This is a genomic window from Streptomyces africanus, assembly GCF_030816955.1.
Taxonomy (GTDB): Bacteria; Actinomycetota; Actinomycetes; order Streptomycetales; family Streptomycetaceae; genus Streptomyces; species Streptomyces africanus.
Genome location: NZ_JAUSYP010000001.1, coordinates 5547491 through 5572427, shown reverse-complemented (window position 1 = coordinate 5572427; position 24937 = coordinate 5547491). Strand labels below are relative to the sequence as shown.

The 24937-nt window shown below is 71.3% G+C and carries 23 protein-coding genes; 12 read left to right on the top strand and 11 right to left on the bottom strand.

Annotated elements, in window-relative coordinates:
* Positions 1-64: 64 nt before the first annotated feature.
* Both QF034_RS25980 and QF034_RS25975 read left to right on the top strand, forming a co-directional pair.
* Entirely contained in the window at positions 65-568 is a 504-nt protein-coding gene (locus tag QF034_RS25980; protein ID WP_307177194.1) for a sigma factor-like helix-turn-helix DNA-binding protein, read from the top strand.
* 64 nt (positions 569-632) lie between these two features.
* Complete coding sequence (locus QF034_RS25975) at positions 633-884, top strand: hypothetical protein (RefSeq protein WP_307177193.1); 252 nt, start codon at positions 633-635, stop codon at positions 882-884.
* A 15-nt stretch (positions 885-899) separates the two neighbouring features.
* Here QF034_RS25975 and QF034_RS25970 read toward each other — a convergent pair whose 3' ends face one another.
* Positions 900-2054: a cystathionine gamma-synthase gene (locus QF034_RS25970; protein ID WP_307177192.1), complete on the bottom strand. Its 1155-nt coding sequence runs from the start codon at positions 2052-2054 to the stop codon at positions 900-902.
* Between the two features lie 173 nt (positions 2055-2227).
* Here QF034_RS25970 and QF034_RS25965 point away from each other — a divergent pair, with 173 nt between their 5' ends.
* From QF034_RS25965 to QF034_RS25945, 5 genes are all read left to right on the top strand, one after another.
* A complete protein-coding gene (locus QF034_RS25965) occupies positions 2228-3349 on the top strand; it encodes a hypothetical protein (RefSeq protein ID WP_307177191.1) in 1122 nt (373 codons plus the stop codon).
* 133 nt (positions 3350-3482) lie between these two features.
* The gene (gene msrA / locus QF034_RS25960; protein ID WP_307177190.1) at positions 3483-4151 is read left to right on the top strand and encodes a peptide-methionine (S)-S-oxide reductase MsrA; all 669 of its coding nucleotides are present in this window, start codon (positions 3483-3485) and stop codon (positions 4149-4151) included.
* A 123-nt stretch (positions 4152-4274) separates the two neighbouring features.
* The gene (locus QF034_RS25955; RefSeq protein WP_370880965.1) at positions 4275-5420 is read left to right on the top strand and encodes an AI-2E family transporter; all 1146 of its coding nucleotides are present in this window, start codon (positions 4275-4277) and stop codon (positions 5418-5420) included.
* 102 nt (positions 5421-5522) lie between these two features.
* Positions 5523-6209 carry a DUF4389 domain-containing protein gene (locus QF034_RS25950; RefSeq protein ID WP_307177188.1) on the top strand — a complete coding sequence of 229 codons (687 nt, stop codon included), beginning with the start codon at positions 5523-5525 and terminating at the stop codon, positions 6207-6209.
* Between the two features lie 77 nt (positions 6210-6286).
* On the top strand, positions 6287-7198 hold the full coding sequence (locus QF034_RS25945; RefSeq protein ID WP_307179975.1) for a DUF5829 family protein: 912 nt from the start codon (positions 6287-6289) through the stop codon (positions 7196-7198).
* A 32-nt stretch (positions 7199-7230) separates the two neighbouring features.
* Here QF034_RS25945 and QF034_RS25940 read toward each other — a convergent pair whose 3' ends face one another.
* Complete coding sequence (locus QF034_RS25940; RefSeq protein ID WP_307177187.1) at positions 7231-7614, bottom strand: VOC family protein; 384 nt, start codon at positions 7612-7614, stop codon at positions 7231-7233.
* Positions 7615-7718: 104 nt separating this feature from the next.
* Positions 7719-8759 carry an NAD(P)-dependent alcohol dehydrogenase gene (locus QF034_RS25935; RefSeq protein ID WP_086564980.1) on the bottom strand — a complete coding sequence of 347 codons (1041 nt, stop codon included), beginning with the start codon at positions 8757-8759 and terminating at the stop codon, positions 7719-7721.
* Positions 8760-8937: 178 nt separating this feature from the next.
* Here QF034_RS25935 and QF034_RS25930 point away from each other — a divergent pair, with 178 nt between their 5' ends.
* Positions 8938-9858 carry a helix-turn-helix transcriptional regulator gene (locus tag QF034_RS25930; RefSeq protein ID WP_307177186.1) on the top strand — a complete coding sequence of 307 codons (921 nt, stop codon included), beginning with the start codon at positions 8938-8940 and terminating at the stop codon, positions 9856-9858.
* 97 nt (positions 9859-9955) lie between these two features.
* Here QF034_RS25930 and QF034_RS25925 read toward each other — a convergent pair whose 3' ends face one another.
* From QF034_RS25925 to QF034_RS25915, 3 genes are all read right to left on the bottom strand, one after another.
* Entirely contained in the window at positions 9956-13270 is a 3315-nt protein-coding gene (locus QF034_RS25925; RefSeq protein WP_307179974.1) for a S8 family peptidase, read from the bottom strand.
* Between the two features lie 315 nt (positions 13271-13585).
* Positions 13586-14836, bottom strand: coding sequence for a L,D-transpeptidase (locus QF034_RS25920; protein WP_307177185.1), 1251 nt, complete (start codon positions 14834-14836; stop codon positions 13586-13588).
* Positions 14837-15111: 275 nt separating this feature from the next.
* Complete coding sequence (locus tag QF034_RS25915; protein ID WP_307177184.1) at positions 15112-15444, bottom strand: hypothetical protein; 333 nt, start codon at positions 15442-15444, stop codon at positions 15112-15114.
* A gap of 109 nt (positions 15445-15553) precedes the next feature.
* Here QF034_RS25915 and QF034_RS25910 point away from each other — a divergent pair, with 109 nt between their 5' ends.
* On the top strand, positions 15554-15868 hold the full coding sequence (locus QF034_RS25910; protein ID WP_208641698.1) for a hypothetical protein: 315 nt from the start codon (positions 15554-15556) through the stop codon (positions 15866-15868).
* A gap of 67 nt (positions 15869-15935) precedes the next feature.
* Here the strand turns inward: QF034_RS25910 and hutH are convergent, their stop codons facing one another.
* The 3 genes from hutH to QF034_RS25895 all read right to left on the bottom strand — a co-directional run bounded on the left by hutH (position 15936) and on the right by QF034_RS25895 (position 19755).
* Positions 15936-17528 carry a histidine ammonia-lyase gene (gene hutH, locus QF034_RS25905; RefSeq protein WP_370880852.1) on the bottom strand — a complete coding sequence of 531 codons (1593 nt, stop codon included), beginning with the start codon at positions 17526-17528 and terminating at the stop codon, positions 15936-15938.
* Between the two features lie 93 nt (positions 17529-17621).
* A complete protein-coding gene (locus QF034_RS25900) occupies positions 17622-18773 on the bottom strand; it encodes a GGDEF domain-containing protein (RefSeq protein ID WP_307177183.1) in 1152 nt (383 codons plus the stop codon).
* Between the two features lie 181 nt (positions 18774-18954).
* Positions 18955-19755: an enoyl-CoA hydratase/isomerase family protein gene (locus tag QF034_RS25895; RefSeq protein ID WP_307177182.1), complete on the bottom strand. Its 801-nt coding sequence runs from the start codon at positions 19753-19755 to the stop codon at positions 18955-18957.
* A 215-nt stretch (positions 19756-19970) separates the two neighbouring features.
* Here QF034_RS25895 and QF034_RS25890 point away from each other — a divergent pair, with 215 nt between their 5' ends.
* Positions 19971-20606, top strand: coding sequence for a hypothetical protein (locus tag QF034_RS25890; protein WP_307177181.1), 636 nt, complete (start codon positions 19971-19973; stop codon positions 20604-20606).
* A 29-nt stretch (positions 20607-20635) separates the two neighbouring features.
* Here the strand turns inward: QF034_RS25890 and QF034_RS25885 are convergent, their stop codons facing one another.
* The gene (locus QF034_RS25885; protein ID WP_307177180.1) at positions 20636-21739 is read right to left on the bottom strand and encodes an adenylate/guanylate cyclase domain-containing protein; all 1104 of its coding nucleotides are present in this window, start codon (positions 21737-21739) and stop codon (positions 20636-20638) included.
* A gap of 300 nt (positions 21740-22039) precedes the next feature.
* On the bottom strand, positions 22040-22906 hold the full coding sequence (locus QF034_RS25880) for a biotin--[acetyl-CoA-carboxylase] ligase (protein WP_306964388.1): 867 nt from the start codon (positions 22904-22906) through the stop codon (positions 22040-22042).
* 110 nt (positions 22907-23016) lie between these two features.
* Here QF034_RS25880 and QF034_RS25875 point away from each other — a divergent pair, with 110 nt between their 5' ends.
* Together QF034_RS25875 and QF034_RS25870 are read left to right on the top strand one after the other, a co-directional pair.
* Positions 23017-24627: an acyl-CoA carboxylase subunit beta gene (locus QF034_RS25875; RefSeq protein WP_307177179.1), complete on the top strand. Its 1611-nt coding sequence runs from the start codon at positions 23017-23019 to the stop codon at positions 24625-24627.
* A 24-nt stretch (positions 24628-24651) separates the two neighbouring features.
* Positions 24652-24861 (top strand): acyl-CoA carboxylase epsilon subunit, encoded by a 210-nt coding sequence (locus tag QF034_RS25870; RefSeq protein WP_031132777.1) that lies wholly within the window; start codon positions 24652-24654, stop codon positions 24859-24861.
* Positions 24862-24937: the final 76 nt, after the last annotated feature.

Genomic DNA, 24937 nt, shown 5'->3' with positions numbered 1-24937 from the left:
CGGCCGTCGCGCGTGTACCCGGCCGGGCCCGCATCCTGAGGGTCGCCGTCAGGCGGGAGGCGCGGTGCGAGAACGGCATGCGTCCCAGGCAACCCGTCGGGCCCGGGAGTTCGAGGCGTTCGTCGCGGGCGCGGCCGGGCGGCTGCTGCACGCCGCCACCCTGCTCACCGCCGAGGCCCCGGACGACAACCCCCGCGCGCAGCGCCTGCTGACCCTCTCACTGGCGCACACGTACGCGTGCTGGGACCGGCTGCGCGGCGAGGATCCGTACGACCTCACCCGGCAGTACCTGGCGACCCGCTTCGCGCGCGGCGCGTGGCACCACTACGGCGGTCTCGGCCGCTCCCGGCCGCACCCGGCGAGCCCCCTGGCCCCGCTCAGCCCGCAGGAGCGGCTCATCCTGGTGCTGATGCTCCACGAAGGCGTCGCCGAGGAGCAGACGGCCGCCCTGCTCGGCCTGTCCCCGGAGCGCGTGCGGGCCATCTGCCACCGGGCGACGACGACCCTGCTGCACCGCGCGCGGGGCCCGGCCCCGGCAGTGAGGGCCGCGAAGGCGGTGCCGTCATGAGTCTTTGCGGCTCTCTCGCTGAGAGGCTCCTCGGCGAGTGCTCTCCCGGCGAACGGAGGTCGGCATGAGCGGGAACGACCGCGACGCGGCCGTGCGGCGGCTGCTGGAGCAGGCGTCGTCACGGTCCGTGCCGCCGGAGATTCACGGGGAGGCGGTGCGCCGGGGCGGCCGGATGCTGCGGCGCAGGACGGTCGCGCGGCGCCTGCTGTGGCTGCTGATGTTCGCGGCAGCAGTGGCGTTCACGGTGTGGGCGCTGACGGCCCGCCCGTGGGTGGAGCCACCGTCGGACACGACTCCACCCCTCACCGGCTGGTGACGCCTGCGGGCACTCCTAGCCGAGCGCCTGCTGGAGGTCTTCCAGCAGATCGTCGGCGTTCTCGATGCCGACGGACAGCCGCACCAGGTCGCCGGGCACCTCCAGGAGCGAGCCGGCCACGGAGGCGTGCGTCATCCGGCCGGGGTGCTCGATCAGCGACTCGACGCCGCCCAGGGACTCGCCCAGCGTGAAGACCTTGGCGCGGTTGCAGACCTCGACGGCCGCCTCCTCGCCGCCCGCCACGCGGAAGGAGACCATGCCGCCGAACGACTTCATCTGCTTGGCGGCGACCTCGTGACCGGGGTGCTCCGGCAGGCCCGGGTACAGGACGCTCGTCACGCGCGCGTGCCGGGTGAGCATGTCGGCGACCTTCGCGGCGTTCTCGCTGTGCCGGTCCATGCGCACGGAGAGGGTCTTGGTGCCGCGCAGCACCAGCCAGGAGTCGAAGGGCCCGGCGACCGCGCCCATCGCGTTCTGGTGGAAGGCCAGTTCCTCGCCCAGGTCCGGGTCGTTCGTGATCAGGGCGCCGCCGACGACGTCCGAGTGGCCGCCCATGTACTTGGTCAGCGAGTGCACGACGACGTCCGCGCCGAGCGAGAGCGGCTGCTGGAGGTAGGGCGTGGCGAAGGTGTTGTCGACGACGAGGCGGGCGCCCGCGTCCCGGGCGATCTGAGCGACGGCGGCGATGTCCGTGATGTTCAGGAGCGGGTTGGAGGGCGTCTCCACCCACACGGCCTTGGTCTTCGGGGTGATCGCGGCCCGTACGGCGGCCGGGTCGCCGGTGTCGGCGACCGACCACTCCACTCCCCAGCGGGCGACGACCTTGGCGAAGAGGCGGAACGTGCCGCCGTAGGCGTCGTTGGGGATGACGATGTGATCACCGGGGCTGAGCAGCGTACGCAGCAGGCAGTCCTCGGCCGCCAGCCCGGACGCGAACGCGAGACCCCGACGGCCGCCCTCCAGGGCGGCGAGGTTCTCCTCCAGCGCGGTCCTGGTCGGGTTGGCGCTGCGGCTGTACTCGTAGCCGCCGCGCAGGCCCCCGACGCCGTCCTGCTTGTAGGTGGACACCTGGTAGATCGGCGGGACGACCGCGCCCGTCAGGGGGTCGGCGGTGTTGCCCGCGTGGATCGCGAGCGTCTCGAAGTGCTGACTGATATGCCTGTCGCTCATGAGCACCGAGGGTAGTGCGCCGACGCGACGAGTGCCCTGGGGAACTGCCGAGGGGCGAGGCGCACGGCCCCGCGGGCGGGGGCCGGAGGGCGGCGCGGGCGGCTCGGCCGGGTTTTCCACAGGATCGCGGACCAGGTTGGCCAATTGTCGGCGCGGTCTGGTTCGCTTGTCGCATGGAGATTCTCTGGGTCCTGATCGCACTGGTCATGCTGGGCTTCGTGCTGCTTCCCTTCCTGCGGCGCAGGCGCGGGACCGCGATCGGGCTGGTCTCGCCCGACCACCCGGACGCCGCGGACCCGGCGAACTACGGCTTCGTCCGCGAGGAGGAGCTGGACATCCGCATGCCCGGTCCCGACCAGGACCTGCTGGACGTCCTGGACGTGGTGCAGCGCACGCAGGACTACCGCGCGGCGCAGCAGCTCCTCGCCGGTACGGAGACGGAGGGCGAGCGCCGCTGGCAGCGCGTGCAGGCCTTCGCGGGTGCGGCCTCGCTGGAGTTGCAACAGCGTCCCGGCGGGGTGAGCGAGGCGCCGGGCGGGCAGTGGCTGCGCGTGTGGCGGGCCGAGGCGCCCAAGGACGCGAGCGGGGCCGCGGTGCACGCCGAGTTCCTGGTGCAGCAGGCGTGGCGGACGGCGACGCCCGGGACGGACGAGTTCCGGATCATCATGGAGGAGGCGAAGACGGCGTGCGGTGAGGCTGCGCTGCTGGCCCCCGACGACCCGATCCCCTACATCGTGGAGCTGTCGGTGGCCCGCGGGCTGGGCTACTCCCAGAAGGACTTCGAGCAGCTCTGGCTGAAGATCCTGGACCGCGCCCCGGCCCACATGGGAGCGCACCTGGCCGCGCTCCACTACTGGTGCGAGAAGTGGCACGGCTCGCGTGCGCTGGCGTACGAGTTCGCGGAGGCCGCGGCGGCCCGAGCGCCCAAGGGCTCCCTCCTGGCGGCGATGCCCCTCTTCGCCGTGTTCGAGCACCTCCCCGAGGTGACCCTGGTCAGCAGCTTCTGGCAGACCGAGGTCGTCACGAAGTCGGTCCACGGCGCGCTGCACGCGGTGCACTCGGCCCGCCCCGACGACCCGATGCTGGCGCACGTACGGCACATGCTGGTCTTCTTCCTGGTCCGCAGCGAGCGCTGGGCGGAGGCCATGAACCAGCTGGTGCACATCGACGGCCATGTCGGCGCCCTGCCCTGGACCCTGTCCGCCGACCCGGCGGCGGAGTTCGCGGTGTACCGGGCCCTGGCGGTCGCGGGCTACGAGGCGAACGGCGGCAACCCGGCGAGCCTCCCGCACTGACCCGCGGGCGAGGCAGACCGAGGCACCGGCTCGGACCACCCCTGGGAACGGCCCCCGGCCGGAATTCCCCCCGGCCCCCGCACGTTGAACAGGGCGTCGCCCCCGCGTGGGCGGCACGCCGATTGGAGACCGCATGTTCCTGCACAGCCGTACGCCCCAGCTGCCGACTCCCGAGCAGGCGCTGCCCGGCCGCCCGGAGCCGGCGTTCTCGGTCCCCGACCGCCACACCGTTCTCGGCAACCCGCTGCTCGGTCCCTACCCCGAGGGCCTGGAGACCGCCGATTTCGGCCTGGGCTGTTTCTGGGGCGCCGAGCGCAAGTTCTGGCAGCTCCCGGCAGGGGTGTGGACGACCCTGGCCGGCTACCAGGGCGGTTACACGGAGAACCCCACCTACGAGGAGGTCTGCTCGGGCCTGACCGGCCACACGGAGGTCGTCCGCGTGGTCTACGACCCCGAGCTGATCTCGTACGAGCGCCTCCTGAAGACGTTCTGGGAGTCGCACGACCCCACGCAGGGCTTCCGCCAGGGCAACGACGTGGGCACGCAGTACCGCTCGGCGATCTACACCCACACCCCCGAGCAGGCGGCCATCGCCAAGTCCTCCCGTGACTCGTACCAGAAGGTCCTCACCGCTTCCGGCCACGGCGAGATCACCACGGAGATCGTCCCGGCGGAGGGCCGCCCGTTCTACCCGGCGGAGGGCTACCACCAGCAGTACCTGGACAAGAACCCGGCGGGTTACTGCGGCATCGGCGGTACGGGCGTGTCCTGCCCGATCGGCGTGGCCAAGGCCGAGGGCTGACGACCGGCGTCACCGCCTGCACGGGACTCCCCGGTCCGGATCGCACCGCGCCGCCACCGTGTCGGAGGGCCAGGCCGTGGCAAGGGGACTCGGTGGCAATAAGGTGCCTGCGTGACTGCGCCCTTGAGTTCCACCAAGACCCGTGACGCGCTCCGGATATCCGCCCGCGTCTCCGCAGAGCTGCTGCTGGTGCTCGCGATGCTGGCAGTGGCTCTATGGCTGCTGGGGCGGATGTGGTCGGTGGTCTGGCCGCTCGTCGTCGGGTTGCTGCTGACCACGCTGACCTGGCCCGCGGCCCGTTTCCTGCGTCGGCGCGGGTGGCCGCCCGCGCTCGCCGCGTCGGTGGTGACCGTGCTGTTCCTGCTGGTCGCAGCAGGTGTCGTCGCGCTGATCGCCGTGCCCGTGGCGTCCCAGTCCGGTCAGCTGACCGACGGCGTGGTCGAGGGCATCCAGAAGATGCGCGAGTGGGCCGCCGGGCCGCCGTTGAACATCGGTGACGCCCAGATCAACAAGGCCTTCGACAGCGCGGTCTCCCGCGCTCAGGAGGGCGTCGGCAGCATGGTCGGCGCGGTGGTCACGGGAGTGAGCACCGTGGTGAACGGCTTGGTCACCGCCGTTCTCGCCCTCTTCCTGATGTTCTTCTTCCTCAAGGACGGCCCGCGGTTCCTGCCGTGGCTCTCCCGTCAGCTGCCCGGCCGGCTCGCCGCCGACGTCCCCACGGTGTTCGAGCGCGGCTGGAACACGCTGGGCGCCTTCGTGCGGTCCCAGGCGGCCGTGGGCCTGCTCGACGCCGTCCTGATCGGACTGGGCCTGTGGATCCTGGGCGTACCGCTGGTGCTCCCGCTGGCGGTGCTGACCTTCGTGTCCGCGTTCGTGCCGATCATCGGCGCGCTGTTCGCCGGTTTCGTCGCGGTCCTCATCGCGCTCGTCTCCAACGGTCTGACGGACGCGCTGATCGTCCTGATCATCATCGTCGTGGTGCAGCAGCTGGAGGGCAATGTCTTCCAGCCCATGATCCAGAGCCGGGGGCTGGGCCTGCACGCTGCCGTGGTGCTGCTGGCGGTGACGCTGGGCGGCAGCCTGGCCGGCATCGTGGGCAGCCTGCTCGCCGTGCCCGTCGCCGCGCTGATCGCGGTGGTCTGGAACTACGTGCGCGAGCAGCTCGGCGATCCGCCGCAGGAACCGGACGACGACGCCGACGAACCCGACGGCACCGATACACCGGACGGCACCGACGAGCCGGACAGCGCCGCCCCCGTCCCGTCGTGACGGACCCGGGCGCGCGAACGGACCCGGGCGCGCGAACGGCCCCGCCCAGGTCGCGGGGCCCCTCCTCGCTTGCGAGCCTGCAAGCGAAGGGAGTGCCGCCCCATGGTTCCTGTCACCACGTCGCCCGTGCGCCTCGAGGCGTCCGTCGACGCCCGGTTGTCCCGATGGATGTGGCTGGTGAAGTGGCTGCTCGCCATCCCGCACTACATCGTGCTGTTCTTCCTGTGGATCGCGTTCGTCCTCGTGACCGTCGTCGCGTTCTTCGCCATCCTGTTCACCGCTCGGTACCCCCGGCCCCTCTTCGACTTCAACGTCGGCGTCCTGCGGTGGAACTGGCGGGTCAGCTACTACGCCCACACCGCGCTCGGCACCGACCGGTACCCGCCGTTCACCCTCGCCGACGTGCCCGACTATCCGGCCCACTTCGACGTCGCCCACCCCGAGCGGCTCTCGCGCGGCCTGGTGCTGGTCAAGTGGTGGCTGCTGGCGATCCCGCAGTACATCGTCGTCGCGATGTTCGTGGGCGGCGGCTGGGGCTGGGACGACGGCGACGGCGACGGCTGGCGGGGCACGGGGCTGATGCCCTTCCTCTCGCTGGTCGCGGTGGTCGTCCTGCTGTTCACCGCCCGCTATCCGCGGCACCTCTTCGACGTCCTGCTCGGCCTCGCCCGCTGGTGTGCCCGGGTGACCGCGTACGCCGCCCTGATGACCGACCAGTACCCGCCGTTCCGCCTCGACATGGGCGGGCAGGAGCCCCCTGACCGAGACCCACTGACCAAGGGTCCCTGACAAACGCCGCAATCCTCGGCGGAAGCGATTCTTCCCGCTTTACGCTCCTCCGCATGACGGTCAGACGAGCATTACAGATGATCATGGTCGTCGCCCTGGCCCTCGCGGGGGCGGTCCAGGGCGGGGTGAGCTCCGCGCATGCCGAGGACGGCGGGCGGCAGCTCCTGTTCTACAACCACGCCTACGGTGTCCTCGACCGGGAGACCGCCGACGCCATCGAGCACTCCCCCTATCTGCGGGACTTCGCGAACTTCCAGGTCCGCACCACGACCGGGTCCGGCGGGCAGACCTGGACCGGCCGCTACCTCATGGGCCGCGAGACCTACATCGAGCTGTTCGGGATCGGCGACGTCCCCGGCAAGGACGGCACCCTCGGCGCCACCGGCATGGGCGTCTCGGCCGAGCGGGAAGGCGACCTGGCGACGGTGGTCGCGCGGCTGCGCGAGCTGGGGATCAGCGACCCCGTCGAGTTCCGGCAGACCCGCGACTTCGGCGACGGCGTCCCGGTGCCCTGGTTCGACGCCGTCTTCACCACCGAGGAGTACGACCTCTTCGGCGCCTGGGGCATGGAGTACCGGCCGGAGTACTTCGCCGACCCGCGCGGCAACACCGAGCCCGCCGCGTACCCCGGAGACGTGGGCCGTGAGCGCTATCTGTCCGACGGCTACCGCGACCACCTGATGCGGGACGTGACCGGCCTCCGGCTCGCGGTGACCGCCCGGGACCTCGCGGGCACGCTGCCGCTGCTGAAGGCCGGCGGGTTCGCCGTCCGGCCCCTGCCCGACGGGGGAGCCGTCGCGAAGGGCGGCGGCACCACGCTGCGGTTCGACGCCGTGCCGCTCGACCAGGTGGGCCTGCGGCAGGTCGAGATGTCGCTGAACAGGCCGGTGTCGTCCCGGCACGAGGAGCGGATCGGCCACTCGGCCCTCGTCGTCGGCCCGGGGTCCCGCGCCGTGTGGACCTTCGGCGACCAGGACCGGCAGAAGTAGCCGACGGCCCGCTGGTACGCGGACGCGAAGGCTCAGCCGCCGCTGCCGTACGGCCGCGTGATGATCTCCAGGCGGTGGCCGTCGGGGTCGTCGAAGTACGCCCCCCGGCCGCCGTCGTGGTGGTTGATCTCGCCGGGACGGCTGTGGAACGGATCCGCCCAGTACGTCAGACCCGCCTCCTGGATCCGGGCGAAGATCTGGTCGAACTCCTCCTCCGAGACGAGGAAGGCGTAGTGCTGCGGCGTGATGGCGCCGGGGCTGTCCATGTAGTCGAGCGTCACGCCGTTGGGGATCTCGACCGGGAGGAACGGGCCGTAGGGCGGGCTCACGTCCAGTCCCAGGACGTCGGCGAGGAACCGGGCCGACGCGCGCTTGTCGTGCGCGACGACGATGGTGTGGTTCAGCTGCACGGTCATGGCGGGCCTCCCCTCCCCATCCACCATACGGCCGTACCCGCGGTGGCTGCCCGGACGCCGCTGGGGGCCCGGCACGCGGCCGGGCCCCCACGGGGCGGTACGGATCAGATCGTCGCCGTGTCGATCACGAACCGGTAGCGCACGTCGCTGGCGACCACCCGCTCGTACGCCTCGTTGATCTGGTCACCGCGGATCAGCTCGATCTCGGCACCGAGGCCGTGCTCGGCACAGAAGTCCAGCATCTCCTGGGTCTCCGCAATGCCGCCGATCATGGAACCGGCGAGGGACTTGCCGCCGCCGATCACCGAGAAGAGGTTCAGGGAGATGGGCTCCTCGGGGGCGCCGACGTTGGCCAGCGTGCCCTCGGTCTTCAGCAGCGAGAGGTAGGCGCCGAAGTCCAGCGGTGCCGAGACCGTGGAGACGATCAGGTCGAAGGTGCCGGCCAGCTCCTCGAAGGTCTTCGGGTCGCTGGTCGCGTAGTAGTGGTCCGCGCCCAGCTTCAGGCCGTCCTCCTGCTTGCGCAGGGACTGCGACAGCACGGTCACCTCGGCGCCCAGCGCGTGCGCGATCTTCACGCCCATGTGGCCGAGGCCGCCCAGGCCGACGATCGCGACCTTCTTGCCGGGGCCGGCGCCGAAACGCTTCAGCGGGGAGTAGAGGGTGATGCCGGCGCACAGCAGCGGCGCGGCGACGTCGAGGGAGAGGCCGTCGGGGATGCGGACGACGAAGTCCTGGTCGACGACGACCTTCTGCGAGTAGCCGCCGTAGGTGGGCTCGCCGTCCTTGCCGATGCCGTTGTACGTCGGGACGTTGCCCTTCACGCAGTACTGCTCACGGCCGGCCTTGCAGTTCTCGCACTCGCGGCAGGAGTCGACCATGCAGCCGACGCCCACGCGGTCGCCGACGGCGAACTTCGTGACGCCCGAGCCGACCTCGGAGACGACACCGGCGATCTCGTGGCCGGGGACCATCGGGAAGATCGCCTCGCCCCAGCCCTCGCGGGCCTGGTGGATGTCGGAGTGGCAGATACCGGCGAACTTGATGTCGATCAGGACGTCGAACTCGCCGACCTCGCGGCGCTCGATGGTGGTGCGCTCCAGCGGAGCCTTGGGCGCGGGGGCGGCGTACGCAGCAACAGTGGTCATGCCGGGGGTTCTCCTAGCAGGTTCCGTGCCCGGCTGCCTTCTGGATGTTCTGACCGGGCACGATCCCGAGCGTGCCAAATCCGCGAGCGTCTACCCAGGCCACGGTTTTGCGTACGCACAGCGTGCGTACCACTGGCGGGGTCAGGCTCGTGTGCGTACGACCGTGAATACTGGAGACATGGACGAACAGCCCGAACCCGTACAGGAGCCCGCACCGCAGACCGGCGGGGGCCTGGACCGGCGTGCCGAGCTCAGTGAGTTCCTGCGCACCCGGCGTGCCCGGCTGAAGCCGGAGGACGTGGGGCTGCCCGACTTCGGGCGGCGGCGGGTGCCCGGGCTGCGCCGCGAGGAGCTGGCCCAGCTGGCCGGGGTGTCCGTGGCGTACTACACACGCCTGGAGCAGGGCAACGGGCGCAACGTCTCGGCGGAGGTGCTGGACGCGATCGCGCGCGCCCTGCGGCTGACCGGCGCCGAGCACGCCCACCTGACGCACCTGGCGAAGCCGAAGCAGCACAAGAAGAAGCAGGCGTCGCGGGCCCAGCAGGTACGGCCGGCGTTGCGGCACCTGCTGGACTCGATCGACGCGGTCCCTGCGTATATCGTCGGGCGCCGCTCGGACATCCTGGCCTGGAACCGGATGGCCGCGGCCCTCTTCGGCGACTGGGCGGAGCTGCCGGCGCCGGAGCGGAACTGGGCGCGGCTGGTGTTCCTCAGGCCCGACTACCGCGAGCTGTTCGTCGAGTGGGACCAGAAGGCGGCCGACATCGTCGGCTATCTGCGCATGGACGCGGGCTGCCATCCGGACGACCCGCGGCTGTCCGCCCTGGTGGGGGAACTCTCCGTGAAGAGCGAGGAGTTCCGCCGGCTGTGGGCCGCGCACGACGTCAAGGAGAAGAGCTACGGCGTGAAGCGGATGCGGCACCCGCTGGTCGGCGACCTGGCCCTGTCCTTCGAGACGTTCCGCCTGGTCGACGACGGCGAGCAGTCGCTGATCACCTACCACGCGGAGCCGGACTCCCCGTCGGCGGAGGCGCTGCGGCTGCTGGCGAGCTGGGGCGCGGACGCGACCCGGGCGGGGAGCGGTACGCCGACTCGGTGAACGGCAACGGCCCGCCGGAAGCCGGGGCTTCCGACGGGCCGCTCAGTGACGAGGCCTACGGCTCACGCCGCGGGCGAGCCCTGCGGCGCAGGGTGTCTCACTTGCCGTAGTACGCGTTGTAGATCGAGATCGTCGACTTGTTGCCCTTCTTGTCGGCGATCTTGGCGTGGAAGGAGATGGCCTTCCCCTTCGCCGGGTTCTTGAAGCTGACCTTGCCCTTGCTGACGGTGAGCTTCTTCCAGGTCTTGCCGTAGTCGTACGACACGTAGACCGACAGCGACTTCAGGTTGCTGCCCTTGGCCGCGCCCTCGACGGTGACCGGGACGCTGACCGTCTTGCCGGCCGGGACCTTGCTGTCCAGGCCGGTGGCCGCGTTGAAGCGGACCGTGGAGGCGGGCAGCTGCTTGATGCCGGAGGTCTTCTTGGAGCGGAACGTCCAGCTCGCGTCGATGCGGGTGGAGGCCGCCGCGACCTTGACGCTGCGCTTGACCGACGTCGTCAGCTTGTACTCGGCGTCACCGGCCGGGACCTTGAACGGCTTCTCCCCGAACAGCGGGTCGTTGTTGCTGCCGACCTTCTTGCCGTTGCGGTACAGCGTCGTGTCGACCGCGGAGAAGGTCGAGTAGCCCGCGTTGCCCTTGCCGTCCGCGAACAGCGGCAGGGAGCCGAAGATCTGGTTGTCCTCGCGGAAGAGGCCGAAGTCGGCGTTGAGACGCGGGCCGAAGACGGCCGTGTTGACTGTCTTCGAGTAGGTCTTGCCGGCGGCGAACTTCTGCGTGCCCAGCGTGTAGCCGGCCTCGTCGACGGGGAAGCCGTCCGCGTCGACACCGCCGAACTGGGTGAACTCCAGCTGCCACTGCACGCCGCCCGCGGTGGACAGGTGCAGCGTCCGGGTGCCGGGCAGGGACTGCGGGATGCCGATCGAGGAGGCGCCGTTGCTCCACGGCATCCAGCCGACGGCGCTGATGGCGCCCTTCTTGCCCTTGGCCGCGGCGCCGAGGCCCGCCTTCACCGTGGCGAGCTCGCTCGCCTTGTAGTGCTTGGTGTAGCCGGTGGCGAGCTGCTTGACCTCGCCGCCGCCGGTGACGTCGTACTCCTCCTTGTCACCCTTGCTCCAGTGGCCGTCCCACTGCTGGGTCACGGAACCGTCGGTGATCTGCGGGCCGACGTGCGCGGTGCGGATGTCGGCGAAGGAGTCGAGGAACCAGCCGAAGCCGTAGCTGGAGTCCTTCGCCTCCACCGTGTAGTCGGCCGAGGCGAACTCCGACTTGACGGCCTTGTCCGGCACGGTGATGTCCACCGGCTTGGCCTTGCGGGCGTCCAGCGTGATCGTCGTGTTCTTGGTGACGTTCAGCTTGGGCTGGGCGAGCCAGTCGGCGCCCTGGAACTTCTCGGGGTCGTCACCCACGTAGACGTTGGTGTTGAGGATGTAACCGCCCTTGGGCACCCGGGTGGTGACGGTGCCGTCCGCGTCGTACGGCGAGTAGAACTTGCCCGCGCCCGGGCCCGAGACGGCGGCCAGGTCGGCGCTGTAGTTGCCGGCGGGCTTGCCGTCACGGTCGAGGAACTTCAGCGTGACGTCGTACGACTCGACCTCGCGCTGCACCGCGGCGGCCGTACGGACGGTCTGGCCGCCGCCCGTCGCCGTCACGTACGACGAGTAGGCGCCGTCGAGCGTGCCGCCCAGCTTCGTGTTCACGGTGAACGGGACGGAGGCCTTGCCGCCGGCCGGGACGGTCACCGAGGTGGCGCCGAGCTTGAAGAAGCCGGCCGGAGCGGCCTTGCCCTTCGGGTCGGTGGCGGTCGACGCCAGCTTCAGCGTGACGTCCTTCGTACCGAGGTTGCGGTACGTCAGTTCCTTGGTGACCGGCTTGTCGTCGGTGTGCGGCCACTGCTGGACGCCGAAGCTCACCGAGGACGGGTTGGCGATCACGGACTGCTTGATGGCCTTGTCGACCTGGATCCGGCCCGAACCCTGCTGGAACGGCGTGTACGTGCCGCCCTTGGTGGAGCCGGTGAGGGCGCCCTTCAGCTCGGGGTACTTCCACTCCGGGTGCTGCTGCTTGAGGATCGCCGCCGCGCCCGCGACATGCGGGGTCGCCATCGACGTGCCGGAGATCGTCATGTAGCCGGCCGGCTTCTCGCCGACCTCCTGGGCTATCTGGTTGCCCGGGGCGGAGGCCGCGGTGATGTCCACGCCGGGCGCGGTCACGTCGGGCTTGAGGGCGCCGTCCAGGCCGGGGCCGCGGCTGGAGAAGTCGGCCAGCACGTCCTTGTCGTCGACCGCGCCGACGGTCAGGGCCGCGGCGGCGCTGCCCGGGGAGCCGATGGTCTGCTCGCCGAAGTCGCCCTCGTTGCCGGCGGCGATGGCGAACAGGATGCCCTTCTCCTCGGACAGCTTGTTCACCGCCGCTTCAAGCGGGTCGATCGCGGGCGTGTCGCCGCCGCCCAGGCTCATGTTGACGACGTCGGCGCCCTCCGCGGCGGCCCACTCGATGCCGGCGAGGACCTCGGAGTCGCTGCCGAATCCGCCGTCGTCGAGCACCTTGCCGTTGATGATCTTCGCGCCGGGCGCGACACCCTTGTACTTGCCGCCGGACTTCGCGCCGGTACCGGCCGCGATGGACGCGACGTGCGTGCCGTGGCCGACCTTGTCGGAGGTGTCGGGCGAGGTGGTGAAGTTCTTGGCGCCGATCACCTGCCCCTTGAGGTCGGGGTGCGTGGCGTCGACACCGGTGTCCAGGACGGCGATCTTCACGCCCTTGCCGTCGTAGCCGGCGGCCCACGCCTTGGGGGCGCCGATCTGCGGGACGGACTTGTCGAGGCTGGCCTTGCGGACGCCGTCGAGCCAGACGTGCGCGATGCCGGAGGCGGTCTTGTCGCCGTTGGTGACCGCGTCCCACAGCTCGGGCGCGTCCTCCTGCGGCGTCTGTACGGCATCCGCGTTCACGGTCTTCAGAGCGTGGCTCAGGCGGCCCGCGTCGCGGACGTCGGCCTTGGTGGCCGCGGCGCTGCCCTGGTAGCCGACGATGACCTTCAGGCCCTTCTTCTGGGCCTTGCGGGTGGCGGACTTGTTGAGCTCGGTGACGTCGAACAGCCGCTGGTCGAGCTTGCCGGTGGCGACCAGGCGGGCCGCGTCGGCCGGGATCACGAGCGTGTGGCCGTCGAGCTTGCGGACCTGGACGGGTATGTCCTCACGTCCCTTGGCCCGCTCCAGGCCGACGACGCGGCCCTTGGCGTCCAGGACGACCCGGTCACCGGTGATCAGTGTGATGCGGTGCTTGGCGGTGACCGACGCCTGCTTCGCGGCTGCGGTCGTCTGCTCGCCGTTCGCCGACGCCGGGCTGGTCATGCCCGCCGCCAGGGCCACGGCTGCCGCTGTGGCGACCGTGGCCGCGCACGCCCTTTTCACTTGTCTGCGCAAGTTTCCCCCTTGCAGAAGTACCGGGCGAATTCCCCGTTCACCCGGCCGGGGGTGGTCTCGTACGCATGGACGTACACCCCCGGAAATACGCAGTATGCCGACGGGTGATCAGTCACTCAATAGTTGAGAGGGCGGTAAGAAATCCGTCGGCAGGCTGTTACACGGCTGCCGGAACTCCGTTACAGGAGAGGACGATTGGGCACGCGTGTTCTCCTTGACACGGCCGCATACGAAGGCGAGCCGCCGCCCGCCCCGGGATCGGGGCAGGGCGGCGGCTCGCCTTCGTATGCGGCTACCGGGTCGTCAGACCGCGGAACCGGCCTTCCAGTCGGCCCAGTTCATGTTCCAGCCGTTCAGGCCGTTGTCCGGCGCGACGGTCTTGTCGCCGGTGTTCTCGACGACCACCACGTCACCGATCATCGAGTTGTTGTAGAACCACGCGCCCGGGGTGTTCGGGTCGTTCGCGCCCTTGGCGTCCTGGAGGCCGACGCAGCCGTGGCTCGTGTTCACGTTGCCGAAGATGGACTTCGCGCCCCAGTAGTTGCCGTGGATGAACGTGCCCGAGCTGGACAGGCGGATGGCGTGCGGCACGTCCTTGATGTCGTACTCGCCCTTGCCGTCGTCGTCCGTGAAGCCCACGGTCGCGCCGTTCATGCGCGTCTCCTTGAACTTCTCGGACATCACCATGACGCCCTCGTAGGTCTTGTTCTGAGGCGAGCCGGCGGAGATCGGGATCGTCCGGACGACCTTGCCGTCCTGCGTGATCTTCATCTGCTTGGTCTTCGCGTCGACGTACGAGACCTGGTTGCGGCCGATCTTGAAGGTGACCGTCTTCTGCTGGACGCCGTAGACGCCCTTGGCTCCCTCGACACCGTCGAGCGCGAGCTTCAGCGTGACGGTGGCGCCTTCCTTCCAGTAGTCCTCGGGGCGGCAGTCCATGCGGTTGGCGTTGAACCAGTGGCAGGCGACCTCCTGGCCGCTGGTCGTGCTGACCTTGATGCCCTTCTGGACGGCGGCCTTGTCGGTGATCGCCTTGTCGAAGTTGATCGAGACCGGCATGCCGACACCGACGGTGGTGCCGTCGTCCGGGGTGAAGCTGCCGATGAAGCTGTTGGCCGGGGAGACCGTGGTGAACGAGGCGTTCTCGTGGGCGACGCGGCCGTCGGAGTCCTTCGCCTCCGCCGCCAGCTTGTAGGTGGTGGAGCGCTCCAGCTGCGTGCTGGGCTTCCAGCTGGTCTTGTCGGCGGATATCTGGCCGCTGACCTCGGTGCCCTCCGACGTCGTCATCTTGACGCTCGTGAGCGTGCCCTTGCTCACGGTGACGGCTGCGGAGTTGTTGATGGAGGCGTTGTCGGAGCCGTCCTCGGGTGTGATCTTGATCTGGGCCTTGGACGCCTTCTCGGCCGCGGCCTCGTCGACCTTCGACTGGGAGCTGCCGCCGCTGTCGCTCCCGGAGGCGTTGTCATCGCCGCCGGAACAGGCCGAGAGCACCAGCACTCCGCCGAGCAGAGCGGACGCGACCGTCAGGCCCTTGCGCCGCTTACTGACCGTCATCACACGCTTCTCCATCGTTGCCGATTTCCCCAAAACCCCGGGTGTCCCCGTCGCAGTCCAAGTGCCCCCGTCAGGACTCGCGAGTCCTCATCCGGAACTTTCAACGCTACGGCCGGTTCGCCCGGTTCCCCATGTCACGCACGTGTGGGAATCACCACGTCCGCGCCCGTCCGCGGCGCACGGGCGCGGACGGTGCGGCTCAGGGCGGTGCGCCGCTTGAGACGCAGTGACCCCGGACGACGGTTGCCGCCCGGGGTCACTATTTTCTCAACGCCTCAGTTGTCACTGTCGTCGTCGACATCATCCTCGTCGAGGTCCCAGTCCGGCGCATCGGGGTCGTAGTCGATCCGCTCGCTGCTCCAGGAGGCCTGCTGGAGCTCGACCCCCGGCACCTGGCTGACCAGGTCGAACGGGTCGACGAGGTACGCGAGGGCCTCGGCAGTGTCTTCCGTCACAGCGGCCTCGCCGTGGGTCCGCTCCGCCGCCGGCATCTCACCGTCGTCGGCGATCCGGCGCAGCGCGGCCTTGGTGATCCCGTCCGCGTCCTGGATCTCGAGAACGAGTTCCACCCGAAGCCGGACAAAACGTGATGTCTCTGGAGTGCTCATGGCGCGAGCGTACGTCCAGGGCCTCCCGTGACTTTCCCGTGACCCGCGACTTTCACTAACATCGCCCCACACGGCCAATTCGCCAGCGCCACAAGGGGATCGATATTCCGTGTCATCCGCTCGCCGTCCGTTGCTGACCGCCACCGCCGCGGCGACCCTGCTGGGCGCCCTGTGGTTCGTCCCGTCCGCCAACGCGACGTCAAACTCGCCGGTGAGAGACGCGGTCGCGGCGAGCCCGTCGCCGCAGGTCACGGAGCAGGCGCGGATCGCGGCCACGACCGCGGGCGACTCCGTCACCGGCACCCGCCTCGCCGACACGGGCAGCTTCGACAGCACGCCGTACGTCATCGGCGGCACGTTCTTCCTCACGCTGGGCGCGGGCTTCGTCGCGTACTCGGTCCGCCGGGAACGACTCGGTTTCTGAGGCCGGCTTCTGACGTCACGCGCCCGGGGCCCCGCCGCGTGACAGGGCCCGGGCTGCCTCCTCCTGCCTACTGAAGCGGGCCGGTGACCGTCTCCACCGCGGCCAGCAGCCGCCCGTCGCGCACGAACGCGTCCGCCGCGGCCAGGTCGGGCGCCAGGAACCGGTCCGGGCCGGGACCCTGAACTCCCGCTTCCCGCAGGGCATCGATGACCGCCCGTGTCGCCGGCGCCGGGGTCAGTCCCTCGCGCAGTTCGATCGCGCGCGTGGCGGCGTACAGCTCGACGGCCAGGACCCGGGTGAGGTTGTCGACGGCCGTGCGCAGCTTGCGCGCCGCCGACCAGCCCATCGAGACGTGGTCCTCCTGCATGGCGGAGGACGGGATCGAGTCGGCGGACGCCGGTACGGCGAGCCGCTTCAGCTCGCTCACCAGTGCGGCCTGGGTGTACTGAGCGATCATCAGGCCCGAGTCCACACCGGCGTCGTCGGCGAGGAACGGCGGCAGGCCGTGGCTGCGGTTCTTGTCGAGCAGCCGGTCGGTGCGCCGCTCGGCGATGGAGCCGAGGTCGGCGACGGCGATGGCGAGGAAGTCCAGGACGTAGGCGACCGGCGCGCCGTGGAAGTTGCCGTTGGACTCCACGCGCCCGTCGGACAGGACGACCGGATTGTCCACCGCGGCGGCCAACTCGCGGTCGGCGACCAGCCGGGCGTGGGCGATGGTGTCCCGCCCGGCCCCGGCGACCTGCGGGGCGCAGCGCACCGAGTAGGCGTCCTGGACGCGCGGCGCGTCGTCCTGGTGATGCCCGGTCAGGCCCGAACCCTTCAGCACGGACAGCATGTTGGCGGCACTGGCGGCCTGCCCCGGGTGCGGCCGGATGGCGTGCAGCTCGGGGGCGAGGACCTTGTCGGTGCCGAGCAGGGCCTCCAGCGACAGCGCGGCCGTGACGTCGGCGGACCGGTAGAGCGTGTCCAGATCGGCCAGGGCCATGACCAGCATGCCGAGCATGCCGTCGGTGCCGTTGAGGAGGGCGAGGCCTTCCTTCTCGCGCAGTTCGACGGGCTGGATGCCGTGCGCGGCGAGGAGTTCGGCGGCCGGGCGTACGACACCGTCGGGGCCCTCGGCGTCGCCCTCCCCCATGAGCGCGAGGGCGCAGTGGGACAGCGGTGCGAGGTCGCCGGAACAGCCGAGGGAGCCGTACTCGTGCACGACCGGGGTGATCCCGGCGTTGAGGAGGTCGGCCATGGTCTGCGCGACCTCGGGCCGTACGCCGGTGTGCCCGGAGCAGACGGTCTTCAGTCGCAGGAACATCAGGGCCCGTACGACGTCCCGCTCCACGCTCGGCCCCATGCCGGCGGCGTGCGAGCGGACGATGTTGCGCTGGAGCTGTGCGCGCAGCTCCGGGCTGATGTGCCGGGTCGCCAGGGCCCCGAAGCCGGTGCTCACGCCGTACACGGGGTCGGGCTTGGCCGCCAGCGCGTCCACGATCTCGCGGGCCGCGGCGAGGGCGGCCAGCGCCTCCTCGGAGAGCTGGACGCGGGCGCCGCCGCGCGCCACGGCGAGCACGTCGGACGCGGTCACCCCGGACGCCCGCCCGTCGCCCACCACCACCCTTTCAAGGCCGCGCTCCGCGCCTTCCCCGTTCACCACAGTGTGCATATCCATATTCAGGAGCGTACGCAGTGAATTCGATGATGTCACCACTGGGGGCCCGGTTCACCCCTTACCGAATACGTCACACGCAGGCTGGCCTACCGGCTAGGGTGCGTGCCGCCCGCGGAAGCGCCGGCGCTCGCCGTCGGTCTCCTGGGACGGCTCGTCCGCGAGCCGCAGGACGGGGTCGTCGGGCCCGGCCCGGCCGGCGACGACCGGCCGCGTGGCCCGCTCGGCCTTCGCCCGGTACTGGGCCGCGTCGGCGAGCCGGAACAGCCGCCGGGCGGAGCGCACCGGTCCGATCGGATCCTCGGTGGACGCGACCCCGCAGGCCACACCGTCCCCGAGCTCCAACTCCGCCGCCCGGCGGCACAGTTCGCCGGCCGCCTTCACGACCTGGTCGGCGGGCGGCCCGACCACGAGCAGACAGAACTCGTCCCCGCCGAGCCGTGCCGCGAGAGCCCCCGGCAGCATGGCCCCGCACAGCGACAGCACCGAGCCGAAACGCTCCAGGAGCCGGTCGCCGGCGGCGTGCCCGTGGGTGTCGTTGACGCGCTTGAGCCCGTTCAGGTCGCAGACGACGAGGCTGACGACGGCTCCGTCCCTGCGGTGCCGCTCGATCGCCTGCTCCAGGTGCACGTCGACGGCACGGCGGTTGGCCAGTCCCGTCAGCGCGTCGGTGAACGCGAGGCGCCGGGCCTCCTCCAGCCGCTCGGTCTGGGCGATGCCGGCGGCGACGACGGCGGCCAGGACGGTGGCGAAGTCGGCGTCGGCCCGCTCGAAGACGGGCTCCCCGGCCGGCCGGGCGACGTACAGCTCGCCCCAGGCCCGGCCGTGCAGCACGATGGGCGCGACCACGCAGCAGCCGCGGCCCCGGCGGCGCAGGGCGGCGACGCGCTGATGGCAGTACCCGGGACGCCGCCCGGCGGCAGGCCCCTGGGCGGTCTCCACCCAGGCGTCCGGCTCCCCGCCGCCGGCCCACTGCTCGTGCAGAAACTCGGTGATCTCCGCGAACTGGTGCACCGGGTAGGACTCGTCCTCCGGGAACTCCTCTTCGCCCTCGGACAGCTCACCGACGTTCACGAGGACCTTCAGCCGCCCCAGCTCCCGCTCCCACACCGACAGCGCGGCAAAGCTCCCGCCCAGCGCCCGGCACGCCCCGACAGCCGCCGCACGCCACGCCTCACGCGACCCGTGCGCGGCCGCCATCCCCTGAGCCAACGCGACGACAGCCACGAGCCGTCTGTCCTCACCCATCACCCCAGGCTAGGCAGTTTCCAGCCATTTGGTTCGGTTGACGGCGCGAACGGGGACCCAGCTGCGGGCAATCGTGCCGCCAGGGGCGGCACGGGTGGGCGCAGCGGCACCCCGCCACGCCGGGCTGCGGACCCACCCCGCCCCAGCACCAACGCCGAGCACCCGGGAACCGCCCCTCAGCTCACTCCCCCGGCCACTGCGGCCTCCGCTTCTCATTGAACGCAGCCACCCCCTCCGCCCGATCCCCCGAAAACGCCACAGCCCGCCAGGCCGCGTCCTCCACCTCAAGGCCGGCCCGCAGATCCAGTCCCTGCCCCAACCGCAACGCCCGCTTCGCCGCCCGCAACCCCACAGGCGAATTCCCGGCGATCCGAGCAGCCAGCTCCAACGCCGACTCCCGGTCCCGCCCCTCCTCGACCACCTGATCGACCAGCCCCAACTCGCCCGCCTCAACGGCCTCCACCCGCCGCGCCGAGAAGATCAGCTCGGCCGCCCGCGCCGCGCCCACCCGCCGCGGCAGCAACTGCGTCCCCCCGCCCCCGGGAATCACCCCCACCGACACCTCCGGCAACCCCACCACCGCAGTCCGGTCCGCCACGATCACGTCACACGCCAGCGCCAGCTCGAACCCTCCCCCGAGCGCGAACCCGTGCACCGCCGCCACCGTCGGCACCGGCAGCTCCAGCACCCCGGTGTACGCCCCCCGCGCGACGGGCCGCTGCCGCACCAGCTCCGCGTCGCTGAACGAGTTCCGCTCCTTCAGATCGGCCCCGACGCAGAACGCCCGCTCATGTGTCGAGGTCAGGACGACCACGCGTACGTCCCTGTCCTCCCCGAGCGCCGCGCACGCCCCGGCGATGGAGCGCGCCATCTCCGTCGACACCGCGTTCATGGCCTTGGGCCGGTCGAGGACGAGCTCCGCGACATGCCCCTGCTCATGCCGCCGCACCAGCACGAACTCCCCGAACCGTTCCTCACTCATGACACCCTCCGGTTAACGCGGGTTAACACCACCACCGCTCCGATCATCGCAGCCCCGCCCCACCCGCGAAAGAGCCGACGCGTCCGGTTCGCGCACCACGACCCCGCCCACCCGTTCGAGTGACATCACCCCATCTCCGGTCCGATCGCCCATGGGAGCGCATAGCGTGCATCCGCCGCGGCGCAGTGGGGGCGCGTGCGTACCGGGGAGGGACCATGACGACGACGAACACGCCGCCGCAGCCACGGCGGGACACCGGAGCACCGGGGGAAACCGACCCCTTCTCACCCCGCGCCGCCCGAGGCCGCCACCGCAAACCCCGCCACCGCAAGGCCCTGCTCACCGCCGGCGGCCTCGCCCTGGCGGCCGGCGCCCTGAGCCTCGTGCGCCTGGCCTCCGGCCCGGGCACCGACAGCGTCGGCACCGTCGAGGCCGAGCCCCGCCCGGACCCCGTCACGACCGGCACGGACGAGACCGCGGACACCGCCGCCACCGTCCCCGAGGCAAGCCCTTCGTCCCCCACCGCCCTGGGCGGCCTGCCCCCGTCACCGGGCACCCACCGCCCGGCCGCCGCGTCGCCCACCCCGTCCCCGTTCACGTCCACGTCCGTGTCCGTCGACACCCGAGGGGCGGATACGGCCGCGACTCCCCGGTCCACGCCCCTCCCCGGCGCGACGAACCCCCCGGCACCGACCGCCAGGGGCGAGGCCCCACGCCCGGCCCCGACCCCGCCCGCACCACCGAGCCGGGCCGCCCCCGCCCCGGCACCCGAGCCCGAGAAGCCGAAGAAACCGCAGGACCCGGACCTGTGCGTGCCGGTCATCGGCGTATGCGTGGACCCGCAGGACTGAGCGCCCTCCGGCCGGCCGCGTCGGCCTCGTCAGCCGCTGCCCCGCCGCGTGAGCAGCCACGGCTCCACGACGCCCAGCCCACGCACCGGCCGCTGCCACATCGGCTGCAACGCGAACCGGTACGTCGGCGGCTCCTCGCCCTCCTTCTCCGCCGCCGCGGCCTCCTCGGCCGCCTCCGCCTCCGAGGACGGTGCGTCCTGCGTGCGGATCAGCTCCTCGGCGAAGGCGGTGTCGACGAGTACGGCGTCCTTCGGAGCTATCGAGGTGAGCCGGGAGGCCAGGTTCACGGTCGTACCGAACACATCACCCATTCGGGTGGTCACCGTGCCGAACGCCATGCCGACGCGCAGCTCCGGCATCGTCTCGTCGTGCGCCATGGTCTCGATCAGCCGCAGGGCGATCTCGGCGGCCGTGCCCGCGTCGTCGGCGGCGTACAGCACCTCGTCGCCGAGGGTCTTGATCAGCCGGCCGCCGTTCGCGGCGACCAGGTCGGCGGCGGTGGTCTCGAAGGCCTCGACCAGCTCGCCGAGCTCCTCCTCCTCCATCCGGCGGGTCAGCCGCGTGAACCCGACCAGATCGGCGAAGCCGACCGCGAGCCGCCGGTCCACCATCTCCTCGTCGTCGGCGGCCTGCACGACCCGTCCGGCCGAGGCGGCGAGCTGCCGCCGCCAGACGTAGACCAGGAACTCCTCCAGCTCGGGCAGGAGCAGCTCGACGATCGGGTACGTCACCTCGGTGCGCGTCATGCCCGGCTCGGGCGGCTCGGTCAGCCCCTCCAGGAAGGAGTCGATCTGCCACTCGGCGAGCCGCGCGGTGGTCTGTCCGGTGGACCGGGCCACCTGGACGGCCATCGCCTCGCTCAGCAGCCCCGCCTCGACGAGACCGGCGAGACGCCGCAGCGCCAGGACGTCCGCCTCCGTGAGGGCCTTGGCCTGCCCGATGTCGGCGAAGCCCATGGCCCGCCAGAAGCGGGAGGCCAGTTCCATGGAGACGCCGGCGCTGCGGGCCGCCTGGAACGGGGTGTAGCGGCGCTCGGCGCCCAGGATGAGCCCTTCGAGGCGCAGGGCGAGCGGATCCTCGCCGGAGTCGGCGCCCTGCGCGTCCTCGCCGGAACCCGAGTCGTCGACGGTCACGCGTGCTGCCCTTCCGATCTGTCACGGTCATGTATCGACCGGCCTCAACTCTACGGCAGGTGTGCGCCAGCTCACTCCGTCAGGTTCAGCCGGGGGGTGGGTGCCTGGCGCTCCTGTGAACTCGGCGTTGCCCCACCGCCCCCAGGGTCCGCGGCTGCCGTAGCCCGCGGGCATGTGTGCCTCCCCCAGTGCCTTAAGGGCCTGGGAGGTACCCCCAGGGCGGCACGGGTGGGCGCGGGCGGCACCCCGCTCCGCCGGGCTGCGCAACGCCCCGACCCCAGCGACAACGCCGAGCAACCGTCAAGCAGGCCTCAGGTGCACGATGTCCCCCGCGCCGACAGGCTCCTGCACCCCCTCCCCCGTGGCCAGCACCAGCCGCCCGTCCCCGTCCACCGCAACCGCTTCCCCGACCACGGCCCGATCCCCCGGCAACTCCGCCCGCACTTCCCTCCCGAGCGTCGCGCACCCCGCCGCATACGCCTCCAGCAGCCCGCACGCCCCCGCGTCACCCCCGGCCGCACGCCACTTCCCGTACCACTCCTCCAGAGCCCGCAGCACTCCCCGCAACAACGGATCGCGGTCCGTGCTCACGGCCCCGGCCAGCCCCAGCGACCCCGCCGTGGGCACCGGCAGCTCGTCCTCCTTCAGCGTGACGTTGATGCCGACCCCGATCACGACCCCGCCGTCCCCGGCCCGCTCCGCCAGGATCCCCCCGGCCTTGCGCTCCTCGCCCCGCACGGTGACCAGCAGGTCGTTCGGCCACTTCAGCGCCGTGTCGACACCCGCCGCCCGCGACAGCCCCGTCGCCACCGCGACACCCGTGAGCAGCGGCAGCCACCCCCACCGGGACACCGGCACCTCGCCCGGCGTGAGCAGCACGGAGAAGAACAGGCCGGAGCGGGGCGGCGCCGTCCACTGCCGGTCGAGGCGCCCGCGCCCGGCCGTCTGCTCCTCGGCGACGAGCACCGCGCCCTCGGCGGCGCTGCCCTCCGCCGCCCGGGCCACCAGGTCGGAGTTCGTGGAGCCGGTGCGCTGCACGAGGTCCACCTCGGACCACAGCCCGCCCTCGTGCACCAGCCCCCGGCGCAGGGCGGTGATGTTGAGGGGCGGACGGTCCAGGTCCGACCACCGGCTACCGTTCGGCTCTGATGCATCTCGCGGCGTCATGCAAGCCACCCTAGGTGTGGTAAACGCCGCACTGCTGATGCGGAGGCACCCCACTACTCTACGGATGAGTAATCGTCCCCCCTTTTGAGCAGGCAGGGAGCCGCATCCCGATGTCCGAGCCGGAAGAGCAGCAGCCTGACATTCACACGACCGCGGGCAAGCTCGCGGATCTCAAGCGCCGCATCGAGGAAGCGACGCACGCCGGCTCCGCACGCGCCGTCGAGAAGCAGCACGCCAAGGGCAAGCTGACGGCCCGAGAGCGGATCGAACTCCTGCTTGACGAGGGTTCCTTCGTCGAACTCGACGAGTTCGCCCGGCACCGCTCCACCAACTTCGGCCTCGACAAGAACCGGCCGTACGGGGACGGGGTCGTCACCGGTTACGGCACCGTCGACGGCCGCCCCGTCGCCGTGTTCTCGCAGGACTTCACCGTCTTCGGCGGGGCCCTCGGCGAGGTCTACGGGCAGAAGATCGTCAAGGTCATGGACTTCGCCCTGAAGACCGGCTGCCCGGTCATCGGCATCAACGACTCCGGCGGCGCCCGGATCCAGGAGGGCGTCGCCTCCCTCGGTGCCTACGGCGAGATCTTCCGCCGCAACACCCACGCGTCGGGTGTCATCCCCCAGATCAGCCTGGTCGTCGGCCCGTGCGCGGGCGGGGCCGTCTACTCCCCCGCCATCACCGACTTCACGGTCATGGTCGACCAGACCTCGCACATGTTCATCACCGGACCCGACGTCATCAAGACCGTCACCGGCGAGGACGTCGGCTTCGAGGAGCTGGGCGGGGCCAGGACCCACAACTCCACGTCCGGAGTCGCCCACCACATGGCGGGTGACGAGAAGGACGCCATCGAGTACATCAAGCAGCTGCTGTCGTACCTGCCGTCCAACAACCTGTCCGAGCCGCCGGCCTTCCCGGAGGAGGCCGACCTCGAGGTCACCGACGAGGACCGCGAGCTGGACACGATCGTCCCGGACAGCGCGAACCAGCCGTACGACATGCACGCGGTGATCGAGCACGTCCTGGACGACGCCGAGTTCTTCGAGACGCAGCCGCTGTACGCGCCGAACATCGTCACCGGCTTCGGGCGGGTCGAGGGCCACCCGGTCGGCATCGTCGCCAACCAGCCGATGCAGTTCGCCGGGTGCCTGGACATCAAGGCCAGCGAGAAGGCGGCCCGCTTCGTGCGGACCTGCGACGCCTTCAACGTCCCGGTCCTCACCTTCGTCGACGTCCCCGGCTTCCTGCCCGGCGTCGACCAGGAGCACGACGGCATCATCCGGCGCGGCGCCAAGCTGATCTACGCCTACGCCGAGGCGACCGTCCCGCTCATCACCGTCATCACGCGCAAGGCCTTCGGCGGCGCCTACGACGTCATGGGCTCCAAGCACCTGGGTGCCGATCTCAACCTCGCCTGGCCCACCGCCCAGATCGCCGTCATGGGCGCCCAGGGCGCGGTCAACATCCTGCACCGCCGCACGATCGCCGAGGCCGAGGCGAACGGCGAGAACGCCGAAAACGCTGAGGCGGTCCGGGCCCGGCTGATCCAGGAGTACGAGGACGCCCTCCTCAACCCCTACGTCGCGGCCGAGCGCGGCTACGTGGACGCGGTGATCCTGCCGTCCGAGACCCGCAGGCACGTCGTACGAGGCCTGCGTCAACTGCGGACGAAGCGGGAATCCCTGCCTCCGAAGAAGCACGGCAACATCCCCCTCTAGTCCCGGCGAGCCCAGGAGGCCCACATGACGATCAAGGTCGTACGGGGCAACCCGACCCCGGAGGAGCTGGCCGCCGCCCTGGCGGTGGTCAGGGCCCGCGCCGCGGCGGCGGCCGCTACGCCGCCCGGCGCGCCGGCCACCCGCGACTCCTGGTCCGACCCGTCCCGCATCGCAGCCCACCGCCTGCCCCAGCCGGGGCCGGCGGCGTGGGGCCGCACGTACTGGCCGGGCTGACCCGTAGGGGTGGGGGCGGGGGCAAGTTGAGTACGCGTACTCAGGCGTCGTCCCCGCCCCCGGTCCGACGATGGAA